This window comes from Gordonia sp. N1V (assembly GCF_029269935.1).
GTDB classification, from domain to species: domain Bacteria; phylum Actinomycetota; class Actinomycetes; order Mycobacteriales; family Mycobacteriaceae; genus Gordonia; species Gordonia polyisoprenivorans.
Genome location: NZ_JARJDD010000004.1, coordinates 336,358 through 353,675 on the forward strand (window position 1 = coordinate 336,358; position 17,318 = coordinate 353,675).

Annotated in this window: 17 protein-coding genes; 3 read left to right on the forward strand and 14 right to left on the reverse strand. The window is 67.9% G+C overall.

Going from position 1 to position 17,318, the window contains the following annotated elements:
• Positions 1-9: 9 nt before the first annotated feature.
• From P3L18_RS08175 to P3L18_RS08240, 14 genes are all read right to left on the reverse strand, one after another.
• Positions 10-903, reverse strand: a complete 894-nt coding sequence (locus tag P3L18_RS08175; protein WP_079928526.1) for an NAD(P)-binding domain-containing protein — start codon at positions 901-903, stop codon at positions 10-12.
• 44 nt (positions 904-947) lie between these two features.
• A complete protein-coding gene (locus P3L18_RS08180; protein ID WP_079928528.1) occupies positions 948-1,760 on the reverse strand; it encodes a TIM barrel protein in 813 nt (270 codons plus the stop codon).
• A 65-nt stretch (positions 1,761-1,825) separates the two neighbouring features.
• A complete protein-coding gene (gene hypE, locus P3L18_RS08185; protein ID WP_276113830.1) occupies positions 1,826-2,887 on the reverse strand; it encodes a hydrogenase expression/formation protein HypE in 1,062 nt (353 codons plus the stop codon).
• Entirely contained in the window at positions 2,880-3,995 is a 1,116-nt protein-coding gene (hypD, locus tag P3L18_RS08190) for a hydrogenase formation protein HypD (RefSeq protein ID WP_006368958.1), read from the reverse strand. The genes hypE and hypD overlap by 8 nt, the downstream gene beginning before the upstream one ends.
• Positions 3,992-4,264, reverse strand: a complete 273-nt coding sequence (locus P3L18_RS08195; protein WP_006368957.1) for a HypC/HybG/HupF family hydrogenase formation chaperone — start codon at positions 4,262-4,264, stop codon at positions 3,992-3,994. Before P3L18_RS08195 ends, hypD begins: the two co-directional genes overlap by 4 nt.
• 2 nt (positions 4,265-4,266) lie before the next feature.
• Positions 4,267-6,648: a carbamoyltransferase HypF gene (gene hypF, locus P3L18_RS08200; RefSeq protein WP_276113831.1), complete on the reverse strand. Its 2,382-nt coding sequence runs from the start codon at positions 6,646-6,648 to the stop codon at positions 4,267-4,269.
• On the reverse strand, positions 6,645-7,874 hold the full coding sequence (locus P3L18_RS08205; RefSeq protein WP_276113832.1) for a hypothetical protein: 1,230 nt from the start codon (positions 7,872-7,874) through the stop codon (positions 6,645-6,647). Before P3L18_RS08205 ends, hypF begins: the two co-directional genes overlap by 4 nt.
• Positions 7,853-8,758: a NifU family protein gene (locus P3L18_RS08210; RefSeq protein ID WP_276113833.1), complete on the reverse strand. Its 906-nt coding sequence runs from the start codon at positions 8,756-8,758 to the stop codon at positions 7,853-7,855. Before P3L18_RS08210 ends, P3L18_RS08205 begins: the two co-directional genes overlap by 22 nt.
• Positions 8,755-9,117, reverse strand: coding sequence for a hypothetical protein (locus P3L18_RS08215; protein WP_014358223.1), 363 nt, complete (start codon positions 9,115-9,117; stop codon positions 8,755-8,757). Before P3L18_RS08215 ends, P3L18_RS08210 begins: the two co-directional genes overlap by 4 nt.
• A complete protein-coding gene (locus P3L18_RS08220) occupies positions 9,104-10,471 on the reverse strand; it encodes a hypothetical protein (RefSeq protein ID WP_276113834.1) in 1,368 nt (455 codons plus the stop codon). Before P3L18_RS08220 ends, P3L18_RS08215 begins: the two co-directional genes overlap by 14 nt.
• The gene (locus tag P3L18_RS08225) at positions 10,472-11,353 is read right to left on the reverse strand and encodes a hydrogenase maturation protease (RefSeq protein ID WP_276113835.1); all 882 of its coding nucleotides are present in this window, start codon (positions 11,351-11,353) and stop codon (positions 10,472-10,474) included. It abuts the gene before it with no gap.
• Positions 11,353-12,984, reverse strand: a complete 1,632-nt coding sequence (locus P3L18_RS08230) for a nickel-dependent hydrogenase large subunit (protein ID WP_276113837.1) — start codon at positions 12,982-12,984, stop codon at positions 11,353-11,355. Before P3L18_RS08230 ends, P3L18_RS08225 begins: the two co-directional genes overlap by 1 nt.
• Positions 12,985-13,082: 98 nt before the next feature.
• The gene (locus P3L18_RS08235; RefSeq protein WP_079932136.1) at positions 13,083-14,054 is read right to left on the reverse strand and encodes a hydrogenase; all 972 of its coding nucleotides are present in this window, start codon (positions 14,052-14,054) and stop codon (positions 13,083-13,085) included.
• Positions 14,054-14,668 (reverse strand): DUF1641 domain-containing protein, encoded by a 615-nt coding sequence (locus tag P3L18_RS08240; protein WP_276113838.1) that lies wholly within the window; start codon positions 14,666-14,668, stop codon positions 14,054-14,056. The genes P3L18_RS08235 and P3L18_RS08240 overlap by 1 nt, the downstream gene beginning before the upstream one ends.
• 213 nt (positions 14,669-14,881) lie before the next feature.
• Here P3L18_RS08240 and P3L18_RS08245 point away from each other — a divergent pair, with 213 nt between their 5' ends.
• From P3L18_RS08245 to hypB, 3 genes are read left to right on the forward strand one after another with little or no spacing between them, the layout of a single operon-like run.
• Positions 14,882-15,937, forward strand: a complete 1,056-nt coding sequence (locus P3L18_RS08245) for an AraC family transcriptional regulator (RefSeq protein WP_079932139.1) — start codon at positions 14,882-14,884, stop codon at positions 15,935-15,937.
• Between the two features lie 3 nt (positions 15,938-15,940).
• Entirely contained in the window at positions 15,941-16,333 is a 393-nt protein-coding gene (locus P3L18_RS08250) for a hydrogenase maturation nickel metallochaperone HypA (RefSeq protein WP_276113839.1), read from the forward strand.
• Between the two features lie 2 nt (positions 16,334-16,335).
• The gene (gene hypB, locus P3L18_RS08255) at positions 16,336-17,202 is read left to right on the forward strand and encodes a hydrogenase nickel incorporation protein HypB (RefSeq protein WP_079932135.1); all 867 of its coding nucleotides are present in this window, start codon (positions 16,336-16,338) and stop codon (positions 17,200-17,202) included.
• The last annotated feature ends 116 nt before the right edge of the window (positions 17,203-17,318 follow it).

The following is a 17,318-nucleotide window of genomic DNA, read 5'->3' on the forward strand; positions in this document are numbered from 1 at the left end:
CTCCTCGCCTTACTCGGCGTCCTCGTCCAACTTCCCGGACAGACGCAGGACCCCTCGCAACAGCGCACTGTGGTCCAGGCCTCCGTCGCCGTTTGCGCGGGCTGAGGCCATCATCGTCGCCACGAGTGACCCGACCGGGGTGACCACACCGGCATCGCGGGCTGCAGACGTGACGATTCCGAGGTCCTTGTGGTGCAGCTCGATCCGACCGCCCGGCGCGAAGTCGCGCTCGATCATGCGGTGCGCCTTGTGGTCGAGGACGGTGGAGCCGGCCAGGCCGCCGGCGAGAACGCCGACGGCGACGGAGGTGTCGACGTCGTGGGCCTCGAGGAAGACCACCGCCTCGGCGAGTGCCTGGATGTTCGCGGCGACGATGAGCTGGTTGGCCGCCTTCACGATCTGACCGCTGCCACTCGGCCCGACGTGGGCGATGGTGTCACCGACCGCGTCGAGGACCGGCAGTGCGCGCTCGTAGGCGTCGTCGTTGCCGCCGACCATGATCGACAGGCTGCCGGCGGCCGCGCCTTCCTGCCCGCCCGACACCGGGGCGTCGAGGAACGAACAGCCTTGTGCTGCCGCTGTTTCGGCCATGCGGATCGCGGTCGCGGGATCGATGGTGGAGAAGTCGACGATCACGGTGCCCGGCGCGGCGTGGGCGAGGACTCCGTCGGGTCCGGTGAGGACCTCCTCGACGTCGGCAGACGCCGGGACGTTGAGCGCGACGAACTCGGCGCCGGTGACGGCCGCGGCGATCGACTCGGCGGCGTCACCGCCGGCTGCGATGAGGTCGGCGGTTTTGGCCGGGGTCCGGTTGTAGCCGACGACGGTGTGACCGGCACGGACCAGGTTGATGGCCATCGGGCTGCCCATCACCCCGAGTCCGATGAATCCTATTGTCGCCATGCGGTTTCCTCCATCGTTTCCTCCCTCACCAGACCGTCTCTGCGTTACCGAAATGCGGGAAAGTCCGGCACCCAGTCGAAGGTATCGGAACGGGTGGGTGTGTACTCCAGGCTGATCCATCCCGGATAGCCGCGGGCGGCGAGCGCGGCCAGTGGTCGGGACAGGTCCAGGCTGCCGGTGCCGGGTTCACCGCGGCCCGGGACGTCGGCGATCTGAACATGGCCGATCCGGTCGGCAACGGTGTCGATCACCACGTCGAGGTTCTCTCCGTTGACCGCAAGGTGGTAGAGGTCTGCCAGCAGTGCCGCGTTGTCAACGCCGTGGTCGCGGGCGAGTCTGTCGCAGACGTCGATCGCGTGCGCGGCCCGCGTCAGCGGATAGGTGGGTATGGCACTGAGGGGTTCGAGGAGGATGCCGGCACCGATGGTCGCGGCCGCGTGGGCGGCGAACGCGAGGTTCTCGGCTGCAAGATCGTCCTGGAGCTCTATGGCCAGATCGTCGATGCGGTTGCCGTACAGCGCATTGAAGCCGACGACACCGAGTCGAGCTCCGATGCCGATCGCGACGTCGACGCTGTCACGGAACTCGGCGCCGGTGGCCGGGTGCGACAGCAGTCCACGCTCGCCTGCCGACAGATCCCCGGCGGCGAAGTTCAGGTGTGTGAGGCGCACTCCGGCGTCCTCGACCGCGGTGACGAAGGCGTCGACGTCACGGTCGGCGGGGACGGCGGTGGCGAACGGCCACCAGAACTCGACGGCGTCGAATCCGGCGTCGCGCGTGGCCTGCGGCCGGTGCGGCAGCGGCAGGTCGGTGAGCAGGATCGAACAGTTCAGCGTGATCCGTGAGGTGTCCACCACCCCATCTTCCCCATGTCCGGCGCCAGGGTGTGGACGGGCACCGCGGGACGGGACACAGCCGCCGATCAGCAGATGCGCGGCAGTTGTTCGCCGAGGTCACGTTCGATGACCCGCGTCGTACCGAAGGCGGTGCGGCCCACGACCATTTCCGTGTGCGCGGCGACCACCCGGCCGATCACGGTCGCGCCCTGCCCCTCCGGGCGGGCGTGCATGGCAGCCACCACCGCGTCGGCGTCGTCGGCGGCGACCACGGCGATCATCTTGCCCTCGTTGGCGATCTGCAGCGGATCGAGTCCGAGGAAACCGCACGCCGATGCGACCGCTTCGGGGACCGGGATCCGGGATTCGTCGAGTTCGATGCCGACGCCGGCGGCTGCGGCGAGTTCGGTGGTCGCGGCGACCACCCCGCCGCGGGTCGGATCGCGCAGCGCGTGCACGTCACCGGCGGCCAGCGCGTCACGGACGAGATAACACAAGGCGGCACTGTCGGATACGACGGGTGACCCGAAGTCGATGCCTTCCCGAACGCTGAGGATCGCGACACCGTGCTCACCGATCGGCCCCGACACGATGACCACATCGTCGGGCCGGATGCGTTCCGGCGACACGTCGACGCCGGCGGGGACAACCCCGACACCCGCGGTGTTCACGAACAGCTGATCGGCCGATCCGCGGCCGACGACCTTGGTGTCGCCGGTCTCGACGCGTACGCCCGCGAGACGTGCGGCGGCGCCCATCGCCTCCACCACCGGCCCGAGTACCGAGAGTTCGAGTCCTTCCTCGAGGATGAACCCGGCGCTGAGCGCCAGCGGCATGGCTCCACTGCAGGCGAGGTCGTTGACGGTGCCGTTGACCGCGAGGTCGCCGATGCAGCCACCGGGAAAGAACAGTGGTTGCACCACATAGGAATCCGTCGTGAAGGCGATCCGGCCGCCATCGACGGGCAGCACCGCCGAGTCGCGGGCGGGACCGTGACGTCCGCCGAAGGCGGGCACGAAGAGGTTCTCGATGAGTTCTTCGGAGAGGATGCCGCCGCCACCGTGGCCGAGTACGATCCGCTCGGTGTCGCGCAACGGCAGTGGGCACGACCAGGATTCGGGGTCGATGGTCGCCGGCGACTCAGACATGCGCCGCACCCGTCGTGTCGAGGGACAGCCGCCGGAAATGGTAGTAGGCGGCGCAGGCTCCCTCGCTGGACACCATTGTCGCCCCCAGCGGTGTGCGCGGTGTGCACAGCGTACCGAACGCCGGGCACTCGTTCGGTTTGAGCAACCCCTGCAACACTTCTCCGGCGTGGCAGTCCGCCGACTCCTCGACCGTCACCTCGCCGACACCGAAGCGCACCTCGGCGTCGAACTGTGCGTACCGACGCGACAGCTTCCAACCGGACTGCGGGATCATCCCGATGCCACGCCATTGCCGGTCGGTCACCTCGAACACGTCGGCCAGGATCTCTTGGGCCACACCGTTGCCGGCCGGACTGACCGCACGCGGGTAGGCGTTGCGCAACGCGGGCGTGCCGGATTCGAGGAGGTCGACGGCCTGCCGCACACCTTCGAGGAGATCAAGGGGTTCGAAGCCGGTGACGACGATCGGCACCCGGTAGCGCTCCACGAGCGGGCCGTACTCGCTCATGCCCATCACGGTGCAGACGTGTCCGGCGGCGAGAAAGGCCTGCACGCGATTGGTCGGCGACGACAGGATCGCGGTCATCGCCGGGGGCACCAGGACGTGCGAGACCAGCATCGAGAAATTCACCAGCCCGAGTCGCTGGGCGTGCAGCACCGACATCGCGTTGGCCGGGGCGGTCGTCTCGAAGCCGACTCCGAAGAACACCACCTCCTTGTCGGGGTTGTCGGCAGCGATACGGACGGCATCGAGCGGTGAATACACCACGCGCACGTCTCCTCCGCGAGCCCGCACCGAGAACAGGTCCTCGTGGCTGCCGGGGACGCGCAGCATATCGCCGAACGAACAGAAGATGACCTCCTCGCGGCCGGCGATCTGCAGAGCGCGGTCGATCATCTCCAACGGGGTGACACACACCGGGCAGCCGGGACCGTGGATGAACTCGACGACGTCGTCGAGTAGTTGGTCGATGCCGTTGCGGATGATCGAATGGGTCTGTCCGCCACACACTTCCATGAGCGTCCAGCGGGTGGTGGCGCGGTCACGGATCTGGCGGACCAGGGCGCGCGCGGCCGCCGGATCACGGAACTCGTCGAGATACTTCATGCGCTCGTCCCTTCGTCGACGGGCTCGGACCCGAGTTCTTCGTCGAGGATGCCGAGTTCGTCGAACATCCGCAGTGTCTCGTTGGCGGACTCCTCATCGAGCCGGGTGATGGCGAAACCGGCGTGGACGATCGTGTATTCGCCGATCTGCATGTCGGGCAGATACGCCAGGCAGACGGTTTTGCTCGTCCCGGAGAAGTCGACGGTCGACATGCGGGTGCCCGCCTCCTCCCAGATGTGGGTCACCCGGCCGGGAATTCCCAAACACATGGCTACTCCGCTCTTTTCGTCGCTGTGCCGGATGCGCCGACGACGCCCGGGATGTCGGTCTGTACGGGCCGTTCGTTCGCCGGCCCGGATCGCAGCGTCGCCGCCGCGATACACGCCTGCCCCAGTGCCAGGCCCCCGTCGCCCGCGGGGACCACGCGATGGGCGAGCGCACGCAGGCCGGCCTGCTCGACTCCGTCGGACACCCCTTGGCGTAGAGCGTTGTTGACGAACACCCCGCCGCTGAGGCCGACGATCCCGATGTCGAGTGCGCGCGCCGACCGTACGCATCGGGTGACGAGCGCGTCGATCACCCAGTGCTGGAACGACGCCGCGAGATCGGCGGTCGGGCGCCCGGTGCGCAGGCCGTCGACCAGCCCGGCGATCAGGTGCCGGTAGTCGATGATCACGTCATCCGCCTCCGACCTGGCGGGGGCGAACGAGGCGGGGGCGAACGAGTCGGGAGTTCCTGTACGCGCGCAGGTTTCGAGCTCGACGGCCGCCTGGCCCTCATAGGTGGGATGGATACAGATCCCCAAGAGTGCGGCCACCGCGTCGAACAGCCGGCCCAGACTGGTCGTGACCGGGCAGCCGACGCCCGAACGTCGTTGCTGCGCGAGGATGCGACAGGCCGCATCACCGAGCGCGCGGGCCGGTGCGAGATCGTCGATGTCGGTGATTCCGCTGCGCCACAGCAGGTCCAGGGCGATGCGTGAGGGGTCGCGGACCGCATTGTCGCCGCCGGGGAGGGCGAACTCGGCCAGGTGCGCCACCCGGGTGAAGGTGCTGACGTCATGTCCGAGCGCGAGGAGTTCGCCACCCCAGATGACGCCATCGATCCCGTATCCGGTTCCGTCACCACACCAGACGAGCGCCGGGGTGCCGAGCAGCTCGTGCTCGGCCAGCAGCGACACCGCATGCGCGTGATGGTGCTGCACCTCGACGACCGGGCGGCCGGCGGCGTGGCGGCTCGCCCAGGAGGTGGTGGCGTATCCCGGATGCATGTCGCAGGCGATCGCGCCCGCACTGACACCGGTCATGGTCTGGAGGTGGTCGAGTGCGTCGGTGAACGAACGCTGGGTGCGCGGGTCGGCGAAGTCCCCGAGATGCGACGACATGTGGCCACCGTCGTGCGTGGCGAGCAGACAGAAGGTGGTCTTGAGGTCGCCGCCGGTGGCTACGATCGGCATCGGGGCGTCGGCGGCGGGCACCGGCATCGGCGCGTACCCGCGGGACCGACGTACCGGCACCTGCCCGTCGCAGGCGATCCGGATGACCGAGTCCTCGCACGGCACGTGGATCGGGCGGTCATGGGTGAGAACGGCGGCGGCGATCCCGGCCAGCCGGTCGTCGATGTCGTCGTCGCGGTACAGGATGGGTGAGCCGCTGGTGTTGGCGGAGGTCATCACCAGCGGGATCGCGCCCATCGCGTCGAACAGCAGGTGATGCACCGGGGTATAGGCCAGCAGCACACCGAGTTCGGCGAGTCGGGGCGCAACGCCCGGTCCCACCGCACCCACCCGCGGTGCCACGACGATCGGTGCCTGCGGTGACGCGAGCGCAGAACGTGTCGCATCGGTCAGCTCGATCAGTGTTGCCGCGTGGTCGAGGTCGGCGGCCATCATCGCGAGCGGCTTGTCGGGACGGTGTTTGCGGTCGCGCAGCGTGGCGACGGGCTCGTGCCGATCGGCGCGACAGGCCAGGTGGAATCCGCCGATCCCCTTGATCGCCACGATCTGCCCGTCGTGCAGCGCCTGCGCGGCCGCGTCGATCGGGTCGGCTACGGCGGCGCCGACGAACCGTGCGCCGTCGGCACGACGGAACTCGAGTTGCGGACCGCAGTCCGGGCACGCGATGGTCTCGGCGTGGAATCGGCGGTCGAGCGGATTCTCGTATTCAGCCCGACAGGCCTTGCACATCGCGAAGTGCGCCATCGTCGTCGCCGCGCGATCGTAGGGCAGGTCGGTGATCACCGTGTAGCGCGGCCCACAGTCGGTGCACGTGATGAACGGGTGCCGATGACGGCGGTTGCCCGGGTCGCGCATCTCGGCCAGACAGGCTGCGCAGCAGGCGACATCGGCGGGAACCAGTGTGCGGCCCGTCCCGCCGGTGCGGCTGGTGGCGATACGGAAGCCGTGGTCATGGCGACACGGCAACGTCCGTGTGCGGACGGAGTCGATACGGGACAGCGGTGTGGGACCGGCACTGACCTCGTCCACGGCGCCCGACACCGCGTCGGCACTGCCCTCGAATTCGCAGCGCACCAAACCGGATTCGTTGCTGACCGTGCCGGACAGCCCGCGTCTCAGCGCGATCCGGGCGACGGCCGGCCGAAAGCCGACGCCCTGCACGACGCCACGCACCTCCACCTCGAGCCGCACCGTCATGACGTCATCTCCGGTGATGCCCTGTCCCACAGAATGATCCGGTTGTTCCCGGAGTCGGCGACGGCGATGGTGTTGCCGTGCCGGTGCAGTCCGTACGGCCAGCACAGGGTATCGGGAGCCACCGCGTCCCAACGGTTCTCACCGTTGGCGGCCATGGTGGGCTGGGCCAGGACCCCGTCGGCGCCGCCGATCACCCCGTCGAGGGCGCGGGCGAGCCAGTCGGGACGCTCCCAGAGCAGGAGGCGATTGTTGGCGGTGTCGGCGACGGCGAGTTGCCCGTCGGCCGCGGTCACACCGTAGGGGAACCGCAGTCCCGCAGCGGTTTGCGGGGCGTAGGGGAATTCGCCGGCACCGGTGAAGTCGGATTGCCCTAGTACCAGGTCGGCCGGGCGGTCGGCGACGACCGGGGTACGCCAGCCGAGGACGCGGTGGTTGCCGGCGTCGGCGACGAGAAGATACCCGTCGACGCCGGTGATGGCGTGGGGCCACCGGAACGAGCAGGCGTCGGCCGGACCACCACGATTCTCCTCACGCCCCTGCGGATCGGACTGCCCGAGGACGACGTCGGCGGGCCGGTCCGGCGAGGTGGGTACACCGTCGAGCCAGCCGAGTACCCGCCGGTTCCCGGTGTCGGCGACCCAGAATCCGCCGTCGACGATCCCCGCACCGAACGGCCAGTAGAAGCTCGCGCCGTTCGGTGCGCCCCCACGGTTCGGTTCGACATCCGAGAGCTCGCGTTGTCCGAGAACGAGATCCGCGGGACGCGTCGCCGTGGGGACCTCCGAGTACACCAGCACGCGATGGTTCCACGCGTCGCACACGATCAGGGCGCCGTCATGCACGAGCACCCCGGTCGGTAGATGCAGGCCGCGCTCGCTGCCGCGGCCGTCGTCGTTGGCGCCGTCGGAGGCCCATTCACTTTGTCCCAGCAGCACATCGGCGGGCTGGTGATTGGTGTCGGGAATGCCGTGCCAGAGGAGCAGTCGATGGTTTCCGGTGTCGGCGGCGATGAGGTGGTGCTCGTCGAGCCACACCCCACGCGGTGCGTAGAGGGTGTCGGCGGCCGGGGTCGCCGACGGCAGCGCCAGGCCGCCCGGGGCGGGTGCGCCGAGCCATCGCGCCGCGCGCCAGCCGTGCGAGTCGGCGATGTCGGCAGCGGGAGGCGCACCACCCGGGCGGGTGGTGCGCATCGACACCGTACGGGTCACCCGCGTGGTCGTACCCATACCCGGTTTCCGTCCTGCCGCAACGGCCGCTGCTCGAGTGCCGCACCCGGCAGGCTCATGCACTCGCCGTCGGTGGCGTCGTAACACAGGGCGTGCCACGGGCAGGTCAAGGTGCCCTCGGTCTCGTCGATCAGTGCTTCGTCGAGCGGAAGGCCCTGGTGCGCGCACACATTGAGGTAGCTGTGCAGGGTGCCACCGATGTTGACGATGATCACCTCCGCGGACTCGCCGTGCTCGTCGGTGAGCGAACGGACGACGAGTTCACCCCGCGGTATCTCCGCCACCGCACCCGCGTCGACCCAGCCGGATTCGGCGGTGCGGACCGAGATCTCCCCCAGGGGGATGAATGCCGCCGACGATGTGGGCGCCGGTGCGGTGTCGAGTTCGACGGCGTCGATCGCCGGGACCGCCGACACGATCGCCTCGCTGACCGTGGTGCGCAGCGTCTGATCGGTCATCGAACAGCCGTTGCAGGAGCCGCCGAGCCGGATGTAGGCGATGCGGTCGTCGACGCGGACCACCTCGGCCGAGCCGCCGTGTGCGGCGATCATCGGCTCGACAGCGGTGAGCGCCTGACGGGCCGCGGTCAGCGGGTCGGGCCGCAGTAGTCCGTGCACCATCATCGCCAGGTGCACCACCGGGTCGTCGACGAGTTCGAACAGTGCCTCCCGGGTGGAGTTGTCGTCGCGGAGGCGCCGGACGATGGCCGTCAGTGCGGCCTTGTTCAGTGCGTCGAGCGCTTCGCGCAATCCCTCGGCGACGGTACGGGATTCGGCGGGTAGCGCCGCGACCGCCGTGGCGGCGTCGTCGACGGCCTTGGCCAACTCCTCCATGGTGGGCGACGCGGCGGGCGCTTGCGTCGGCCTCTCCTGCTGTGTGGTCATACGCCATACCCCTGTGCTCGATGGACAACCTCGGTCACCTTGGTGCGCAACAGATCCGCGAAGGCCATGCGGGCGGCGACGGCGAGAACCTCGGCGACGGTACCGTCGACGGCGATCGAGATCGGTCGCCGCGAGGTGGCCTCCAGGACGAAGCAGTGGCCCGCCGGGGTGTCGAGGCAGTGGTCGGCGAACACCGCATCGACGAACTGCGACAACCAGACTCCCTCCCCGTCCGGATCGGTGGCCAGTCGCTGCAGGGCGTTGTCGGTGCCGCCGCAGCGCTGCACGATCCGCTCGACGAAGGCCTCGGCCGCGGTGGCCGTCAGCAGGTCGAACTGCAGGCGCTCATGGTTGTCCATCGTCGGCCTCCTCGGGGTCAAGGTCACCGACATCAAGGTCACCGGGATCTGGGTCATCGGGATCTGGGGCATTACGGGTTCGGGCGCGGGCGATCTCGTCGAGCACCCCGCGCACCGACCGCACCATCTCGTCGGCCCCGAGGTCCTCGAACAGAAACCGCGCCTCGTGCAGGGCGGCGGTGGCCTCGGGGAACATCCCGAGGTGCGCCAACGCATTTCCCTGATTCGCGAGCACCCGCGCATAGCCGGCAGGGTCGCGTGCCGGATCCCGCTCGGCGAGGACGTCGGCATACAGTTGCACGGCCTCCATCAGATTCTGCTCCTGATGGGCGCTGGGCGCGTACACCAAAGCGTTGGCGAGGTTCACGCTGGTGGCCGCCCATTGCTCGGGGTGCTCGTCGCGGGTGTACACCGCCAGCGCCTTGCGCAGCGACTGGGTGGCCACCGCCACCCGCAGTTGATCCGACGCCGAGGTCAGCGGCATCGTCAGATACACCGCAGCGAGATCGCGGTGGGCCGCGGCCCAGACCAGAGGTGCGTCGTCGGGATCGACGACCTGCAGACAACTCTGGAACTCCGCGGCCGCATCGTTCATCGCGGTTCCGGTGTCGACGGCGTGCTCGTGCAGCACCTGCCCGAGGGCCAGGTGGAGTTCGGCGCGCGCGGTGGGCAGGTCGGCGTCGGCGAGGAGCCGCAGCGCCTCCCGGAGGTCGGTGATCGCCTCGGGGCCACGGCCGAGTTCGCGCAGCGCCTCGGCGCGCGCGGCCAGACACAATGCCCGCAAGGCCGGGGCATCGGCCGCCTCGATGATCGCGACATCGAGTAGTTCTCGACGGCGTTCGGGCGCCTCGGCGTAGCCGGCCTGCGCGGCGCGGATCAGGGCCCGGACCTCCGGTGGCGATGCGAGATCCGGGTCGGGGACCTCGCCGCGGCCGAGATGGGCCAGCACCAATTGCGCGTGACCACGCCACCGTGGGTCGATGCGCGCGAGTAGAGCGTCGAGGTTCACCCGTTCGGGTGCGATGGTCGCGAGATTGCACCAGTCGATCGGATGGTCGGTCATCCGCGCGCGGGCGGTGAGCAGTTCGGTGGCCTCGTCGAGGCGGCCGTCATAGGCGGCGCCGATGCCCGCGAGTTCGGGCGGCCAACTCGCCGGCCGACGCCCGGCGGCGAGACTGGTTCGTAGGGACGCGAATTCGTCGCCGGTGATCACCATCAGTCCGGCCGGGTAGGCGAACACCCCGAGCGGCTGCACATCGACCGTCGCCGACGGTGCCGCCGGGGCGAACGGCGCCCCGCCCGGAAGATGAGGTGACCGGGCCGCATCGCCGGTGAGAACCTGCACACGAGCCATTCAGCGCTCTCCTATCCGCACACGTGCGACGTGATGGTCGGCGTCCCACCGCAGGACGAACCGGCCCACCGGCGCCGTCCGACCCGCGTCGTCGAACACCTGTCGCACCACTGTGGCACGGTCCCCGCCGGCGGATCGCTGCTTCAGCAACAATCCGCCGGCGGAGGTGGACCGCAGCGGGTAGATCAGCAGGTCGTCGCCGTCGCAGCGTGCGGCGATCGAGTCGGTCGGAAAGTATCGGGCGGCGACGTCCGCGTCGACGAGAAGGCTTCCGGCATCGGTGAATTCGACTTCGGGCTCAGCCGGCTGGGGAGGTGCGGGGTACGCGGCGGTGATCATCTCGATGACCTGCTCGGCGGCCGCGGCAACCGGTGGGCTGAGGGGATCCTCGGCATCGAGGGCCACCGGCTCGAGGCTCTGCGCCTCGACGAGCAGCACCGTGATGTCGTCGGGGCACATCTCACCGAGCATCCAGCGCGCGAAGCCGAGGGCGTGATCCCACCGGAACGAGTGGGTGTGGACCCCGGGATCCGGGCCGATGTCGCCGAGTTCGGCGGCCGGAAGCCGCAACACGGCGCCCGGCGGCTGTCCGGTGCGGGCGGCGTCGACGATGATCACCCGCCGGGCCCCGCGCAGCGCGAACGCCACATCCATCCCGGCGGTGCCGCCGTCGACCAGCCGCACCCCGTCGACCACACCGTGGCGGTCCCACAGTCGCCGGATCACCAACGGCCCCAACGCGTCGTCGCCGCGAATCAGGTTTCCGCACCCGACGACGACGAGGTCGACGGGCTCGGGTGGATTCGGGTCGTCGGCGAGCAGTTCGCTCGGCGCGGGCGGCACCGGTCCCGGCCGGGTGGACGAGGCGGGAGTCGAGGCCATCAGAGCATCGAGTTCACGACGAACTTCGACATCTCCTTGCCGGACTTGGCATCGTAGGCGTGGACGGTGCACACCAGACAGGAGTCGAAGGATCGGGCGACGTGGCCGAGTTCGACGGGATCGTTGATGTCGTGGATCGGCGTACCGATGAGCGCCTGCTCGATCGGTCCGAGGACGCCGTCCTTGTCGCGGGGTCCGATGTTCCACGCCGTCGGCGTGACCACCTGATAATTGGCGATCTTGCCCTTGTCGAGGACGATCCAGTCCGACAACGAGCCCCGGGCGGCCTCGGTGGAGCCGAATCCCTTGCCGGACTGCGGTTCCACGGGCTTCTGGTAGAAGCTCTCCTGCAGGTCGAGATCGTCGAGCCACTGGCGTGCCCACCGGAAGTACTTGGGTGCCTCGTGCATTCGCGCGAGCTGCCGGACGAACACGCTCGGCCCGATCTTGTCGATCATGTCCTTGAATAGCGGGTCGAAGTCCTGATGGGGCCCACCGCCGGGTGCCGACGCCGCGATTCGCCTCGCCAGCGGCCCCGCCTCCAGCGGGATACCGGTGCCGCTGCCGTTGAGGTCGTACCGAGGCGATTTCGCAAACGAGTACTTGCCCTTGGCCTTTCCGCGTTCGGGGTCGATCGGGTCGGTTTCACCCTCCCACGGATGCAGCGCCCGGTCGCCGTTGTAGAACGAGTGGGTGACGTCCTCGGCAACCTTGAGGTGGTCGAAGTCGTAGTAGTGACCGTCGGCGTAGATCCCCGACCGGTTGATCAGCGCGTCGTTGCGGCCTTCGACCGTCGGATGGTCGTACAGCGATGGTTCGAAGTAGGTGCCGGTGGCGATGTAGTTGCCGACACCGGCGCCGTAGGAATGCAATCCGATGTCGAGGCAGTAGCGGATGAAGAATCCGCAGTCGGAGTCGCGCTGGGATTCGTTCTCGTCGACCCAGGCCAGCACGTCGGCCCAGGTACGGTTCTCCAACCAGCGGTCCACGCTGCAGCCGAGCCAGTACTTCTCGAGCCAGTTGTCCTTCCAGTGCTCGAGGATGGCGATGGAGCGGGTGACGTCGGCCAGCGTCGGGGCGCACATCACGCCGCCGGGCACCATGAACGACGAGTGCGGCCACTGCCCGCCGAAGATGGCGTACACCTCGACCGGTTTGCCGGAAAGCACCACTCCCGGTTGGTAGCTCGTGCCCGTGTAGATGCTGAACCGGCGACACGCCTCCTCGTACATCGGCGACGACGAGTACTTCGGGTGGGTGAGGTCGATCGCGAATAGTGCGTAGAAGTAGCGGGGGATGCTCTGCAGCGTCTCGCAGGCCTGCGCGATGTTGCGGATCAGCGTCGCATTGCGCGGCATGGTGGTCTGCCATGCGGTGTCGAGTGCGTAGGACGCCTTGTAGAGATGCGATCCGCCGCAGATCCCGCAGATGCGCGGGGTGACGATGAGGCCGGACTGAGGGTCCTTGCCACGCAGGATCATCTCGAAGCCGCGGAACATCGCCGCCTGGGTCCACGCCGAGGTGACGACGCCGTCGTCGATGTGCACCCGGACGTCGAGGTCTCCCTCGACGCGGCCGAGCGGGCTGACGAACAGGTCGATGGACGTCTTTTGTTCGGAAGTGGTTGTCATGATGCTCTTTTCGCCATGATTGGTTGGTTCGCCGGGGTGGACGGGTTGCGACGGCGCGGCATCGGTGGCGAGGTACCCGCACCGATGCGACCGGCCGGTCACACGACGAACATGTCCTCCTTGCTCCATCGCGGGGCGGCCACACGCGCGGCCGCGGCCTGCGCCATGTACGTGAGATGGTCGGTGCCCTCGGGCACCTCTTTGGGGATGGTGCCGGAGACCTTCTGCGTCTTGAACACCGTGCCGGGAGCCAGATCGAAGAACGGGAACTCCGGCTCGGTGCAGCCGGTGCACGGCATTCCGGCTCGGGTCTTGGAAGACTGCCGATTCCACAGGATGCGGTTGCACGGCGAATGCGTCATCGGTCCGCGGCAACCGAACTCGTAGAACAGGCACCCTGTCCGGGTACCCTCTCCGAACGTCATCGTCGACTGCTTGTAGTCGAAGAACTGGACGCGGGTGCAGCCGGTCTGGGTGAACGACTTGAAGAATGTCTGCGGCCGATGCAGTTCGTCGAGTTCGATGTCACCGGCCCGGCCGGTCGCCAGCGCGACGAGGATCTGCGTGATCCAGTCCGGGTGAGCCGGGCAGCCGGGGATGTTGATGATCGGCAGCCCCGACTTGGATTTCCAGTCGGCGCCGAGGAATCCGCCCCGATTGCGCTTGTGGAACTGCATCCCGGTCGAGTCACTGGGATTGGGTTCGGTGGCGGGGATGCCACCCCAGGCGGCACAGTCACCGATGGCCACGACCACCGACGCCGCGTTGGCCAGCTCGACCACCCAATCCTTCATCGGACGTTCGGCGAACATGTCGTAGCGCCCGCTGCCGTCGGGGCCCTCGATGACGGTGCCCTCGAAGACGAAGATGTCGAGCTGCCGTTCGCCGCTTGCGCAGTCGCGGAAGATCTTCTGGGCCTGATCACCGAGTTCGAGACCCAGTGAGGGATGCCAGAGGACTTCCAGCCCGAAGTCGACGATCAGGTCGACGACGCTGGGTTCCTCGGCATTGAGGAACGACATGGTGTTGCCCGAACAGGCACCACCTTGAAACCAGAGCACCGAGGCCATCAGCGCACTCCTCGTTGTGTTGTGGTGGACGAATCTGTCTGGGAAGCAGCGTGTTTCGGAGGTGATTGACCATTGCTGGCGCCCAGCGACCGGGCGACCTCGAGCAGGTAGGCCAGGCCTGAGCGGACGTTGCGGTCGCGCAGTGCGCGGGCGATCCCCCAGGCCGAGGGGACCGACATACCTGCGCTGTAGGTGGCGTCGGCGTCGCCGAGCGCGCCGGCGAGCCGTCCGGCCGCTCCGACGGTGCCCGCATTGACGGCCCCGGAGTCGGCGAGCGCGGCGAGCAGCGGTCCTGCTTGTTTGGCCAATGCAACCGCCGAGCGGGCGGCGTCCTTGACCTCATCGGCATTGATCCCGGCGAACGGACTGTCGTCGGCGGTAAGGGTGGCGCGGGCCTCGCTCATGGCGTCGATCAGGGTGTTGGACAAGTCGTCGCCGCGGCGCAGGATGCCGTCGACACCCTCGACCAGGATCGCCACCAGGTCGGCGTGGTCGAGCAGCGACATCAGAGAGTCTGCGACCTCCGGATCGGCGAGACGATCCGCGAGCAGCTTGCGACGCTGCTCACCGTCGTCGGGTCCGTTCGGGGCCACCATGGAAACCACAGTGCTCATGGATCCTCCAAGGAATGTCGGCTCACGGCCGCGGGCTGTGCGGCGTGATTCCCAAACCACCCTCGACGGTAAGCCGCGGTAACGGTCGTCACAACCGCGTAGCCGCAACATTCATCCGATTTCCGCAACCTTCTTGTCCTCGGGCCGAAGCGCCGGACAATGGTGGTCATCGTCAGAGATTCACCGAGTCGGACGCTCACCGGAGGAGGTGTGATGTCGGTTCTGCACAATCCGCGGCGGGTGAACGCGGCGCGCACCAACGCCCCGGTGCGACGTCGGGTACGGCCGCGCGGTGTGCCACCGGCGCTGGAGAGCCGGCCCATCTTCGACACCGACGAGCTCGGGCAGGCCCAGCTCATGCTTCCCCGCGCGCTCGACGTCGACCAGTTGATCCTGACGCCGACCGGGGATCGGGCCTTTCACGCGGTCGTCCACGGGGTGCGTAGCCGCGGGTTGTCGCTGCTGTATCTCGACATCGCGGCCGCGCATCTCGAGATCCCGCGGCATGGGGATCACTACGGCGTCTACATGCAGATGAGTGGCTCGACCGACTGGTCGGTGAATCAGGAGTCGCTGGTGGGATCGGCAACGCATGCCGTGGTGGCCAACCCCGGTGATCATCTGCTCGCCGTCCCGGGCGTCGACTCGACGATGCTGGTGCTCTCGTTCGGCGCGTTCCGGTTCAACTCTTATCTCTCGCGATTGCGTGGCCGCGAGATCCACGAGAACGTGCGCTTCGTTCCCGACTTCGACCTGACCGCGGAGGTGGCATCGAGGTGGCACAGTGCGGTGCAGCTGCTCACCACCGAACTGTTCTATGCCGAGTCCTTACTGCATCAGGGCATCGGGATCGGCGCCGTCGAAGATCTCCTGATGTCGACGTTGCTCTACGTGCAGGATTCGACCTACCACGACGATCTCGTCGCACGTCCCCAGGCGATCTCTCGGCGCACGGTCCGGGCGGCACTGGAGTACATCGAGGCCCATCTCGCCGAGCGGATCAGTCTGCCCGACGTCGTCGAGGCGGCGGGCGTCAGCGAACGCACCCTGCAGCAGGGGTTCCGCGACGAGTTGCACACCACGCCGTCGGCCTACATCCGCAATCGACGGCTCGACCGCATCCACGACGTTCTGGCCGACTCGCTGCCAACGGACCGGGTCACCGTCTCCAACGTCGCGGTGAGCTGGGGGTTCTCCCACCTGGGGAACTTCGCCGCTGCCTATCGCGCTCGTTTCGGCGAGGCCCCGTCGGAGACCCTGCGGAGGTGAACCATGCATGAGTTGTCGCTGTGTCACGCCATCGTCGAGGTGGTGCGGCCACACGCCGGCGTCCGCCGCATCGACACGGTGCATCTACGGGTCGGCGCACTGCGGCAGGTAGTGCCCGAGACCCTGATGTTCTGTTGGGACATCGTCGCCGCGCAGGAAGATCTCGGCGGAGCCGCCCTCGACATCGACTGGGTCGAGGCCACCGTGACATGTGCCGACTGTACGACGACGTCGCCGATCACCTCGCGGTTCTCGATCGCCTGCCCGGGATGCGGCAGCGCGCGCGTCGGGGTCCTCACGGGCGAAGAGTTTCTCGTGACCTCCATCGACGTCGCAGCCCTCGACGTCACCGCACCCGTCGACGACGGGCCTGCCCGTACTCACGAAAGAGGTTGACCATGGGTCGTTTTCATCGACATGACACCGAGCACACGCACGCGGATGGAACGGTGCACTCGCACGGGGACGGCACGGTGCATTCACATGAACCGCATACACATGAACACAGTTACGACCTCGCTGCGGTCGAGACGACGCAGCGCGCGTCCGGCGAGGTGAGCGGCAGTGAGTTCGGGGACATGAGCGCCTATGACACCGGTTCGGAACGGATCGACGTCCTCGAGGCCATCTTCACCGAAAACGACCGTCGGGCCGACATCAATCGCAGCCTGTTCACCGAGAACGGCGTGGTGGCGGTGAATCTGATGAGCTCACCCGGATCGGGAAAGACCTCGATCCTCAAGGTGACACTCGACGCTCTCGACGGAGAGGTGCCGGTAGGGATCATCGAGGGCGACATCGCCACCGATCTCGACGCGGCTCAGCTCGCCGGCCGCGGAGCGCAGGTCTCCCTACTCAACACCAACAATGGTTTCGGCGGGGAGTGTCATCTCGATGCACCGATGGTGAACCGGGCGTTGCAAGGCCTCGATCTCTCGCAGATCGATCTGGTGGTCATCGAGAATGTCGGAAACCTGGTGTGTCCGGCGGAATTCGATGTGGGTGAGCACGCGAAGGCCATGGTGTACGCCGTCACCGAGGGTGAGGACAAGCCCTTCAAGTATCCGGTCATGTTCCGGTCCGTCGATGTCGTGCTGCTCAACAAGATCGACCTGCTCCCGCATCTTGATGTCTCACTCGATGCGTACCGCGACGCGTTACGCCAGGTCAATCCGGCCGCGCGCGTGATTCCGGTGAGCGCGAAGACCGGCGAGGGCATCGACGCATGGATCGAGTGGCTTCGAACGATATCGAGCCAAACGTGACATGGGGGTTGAATGGGTGATGCCCCGCAACACTAGGTGTTGCGGGGCATCCCTGAAGTTGTGTTCGGCGGTGTCCTACTCTCCCACACTGATTAGGGTGCAGTACCATTGGCGCT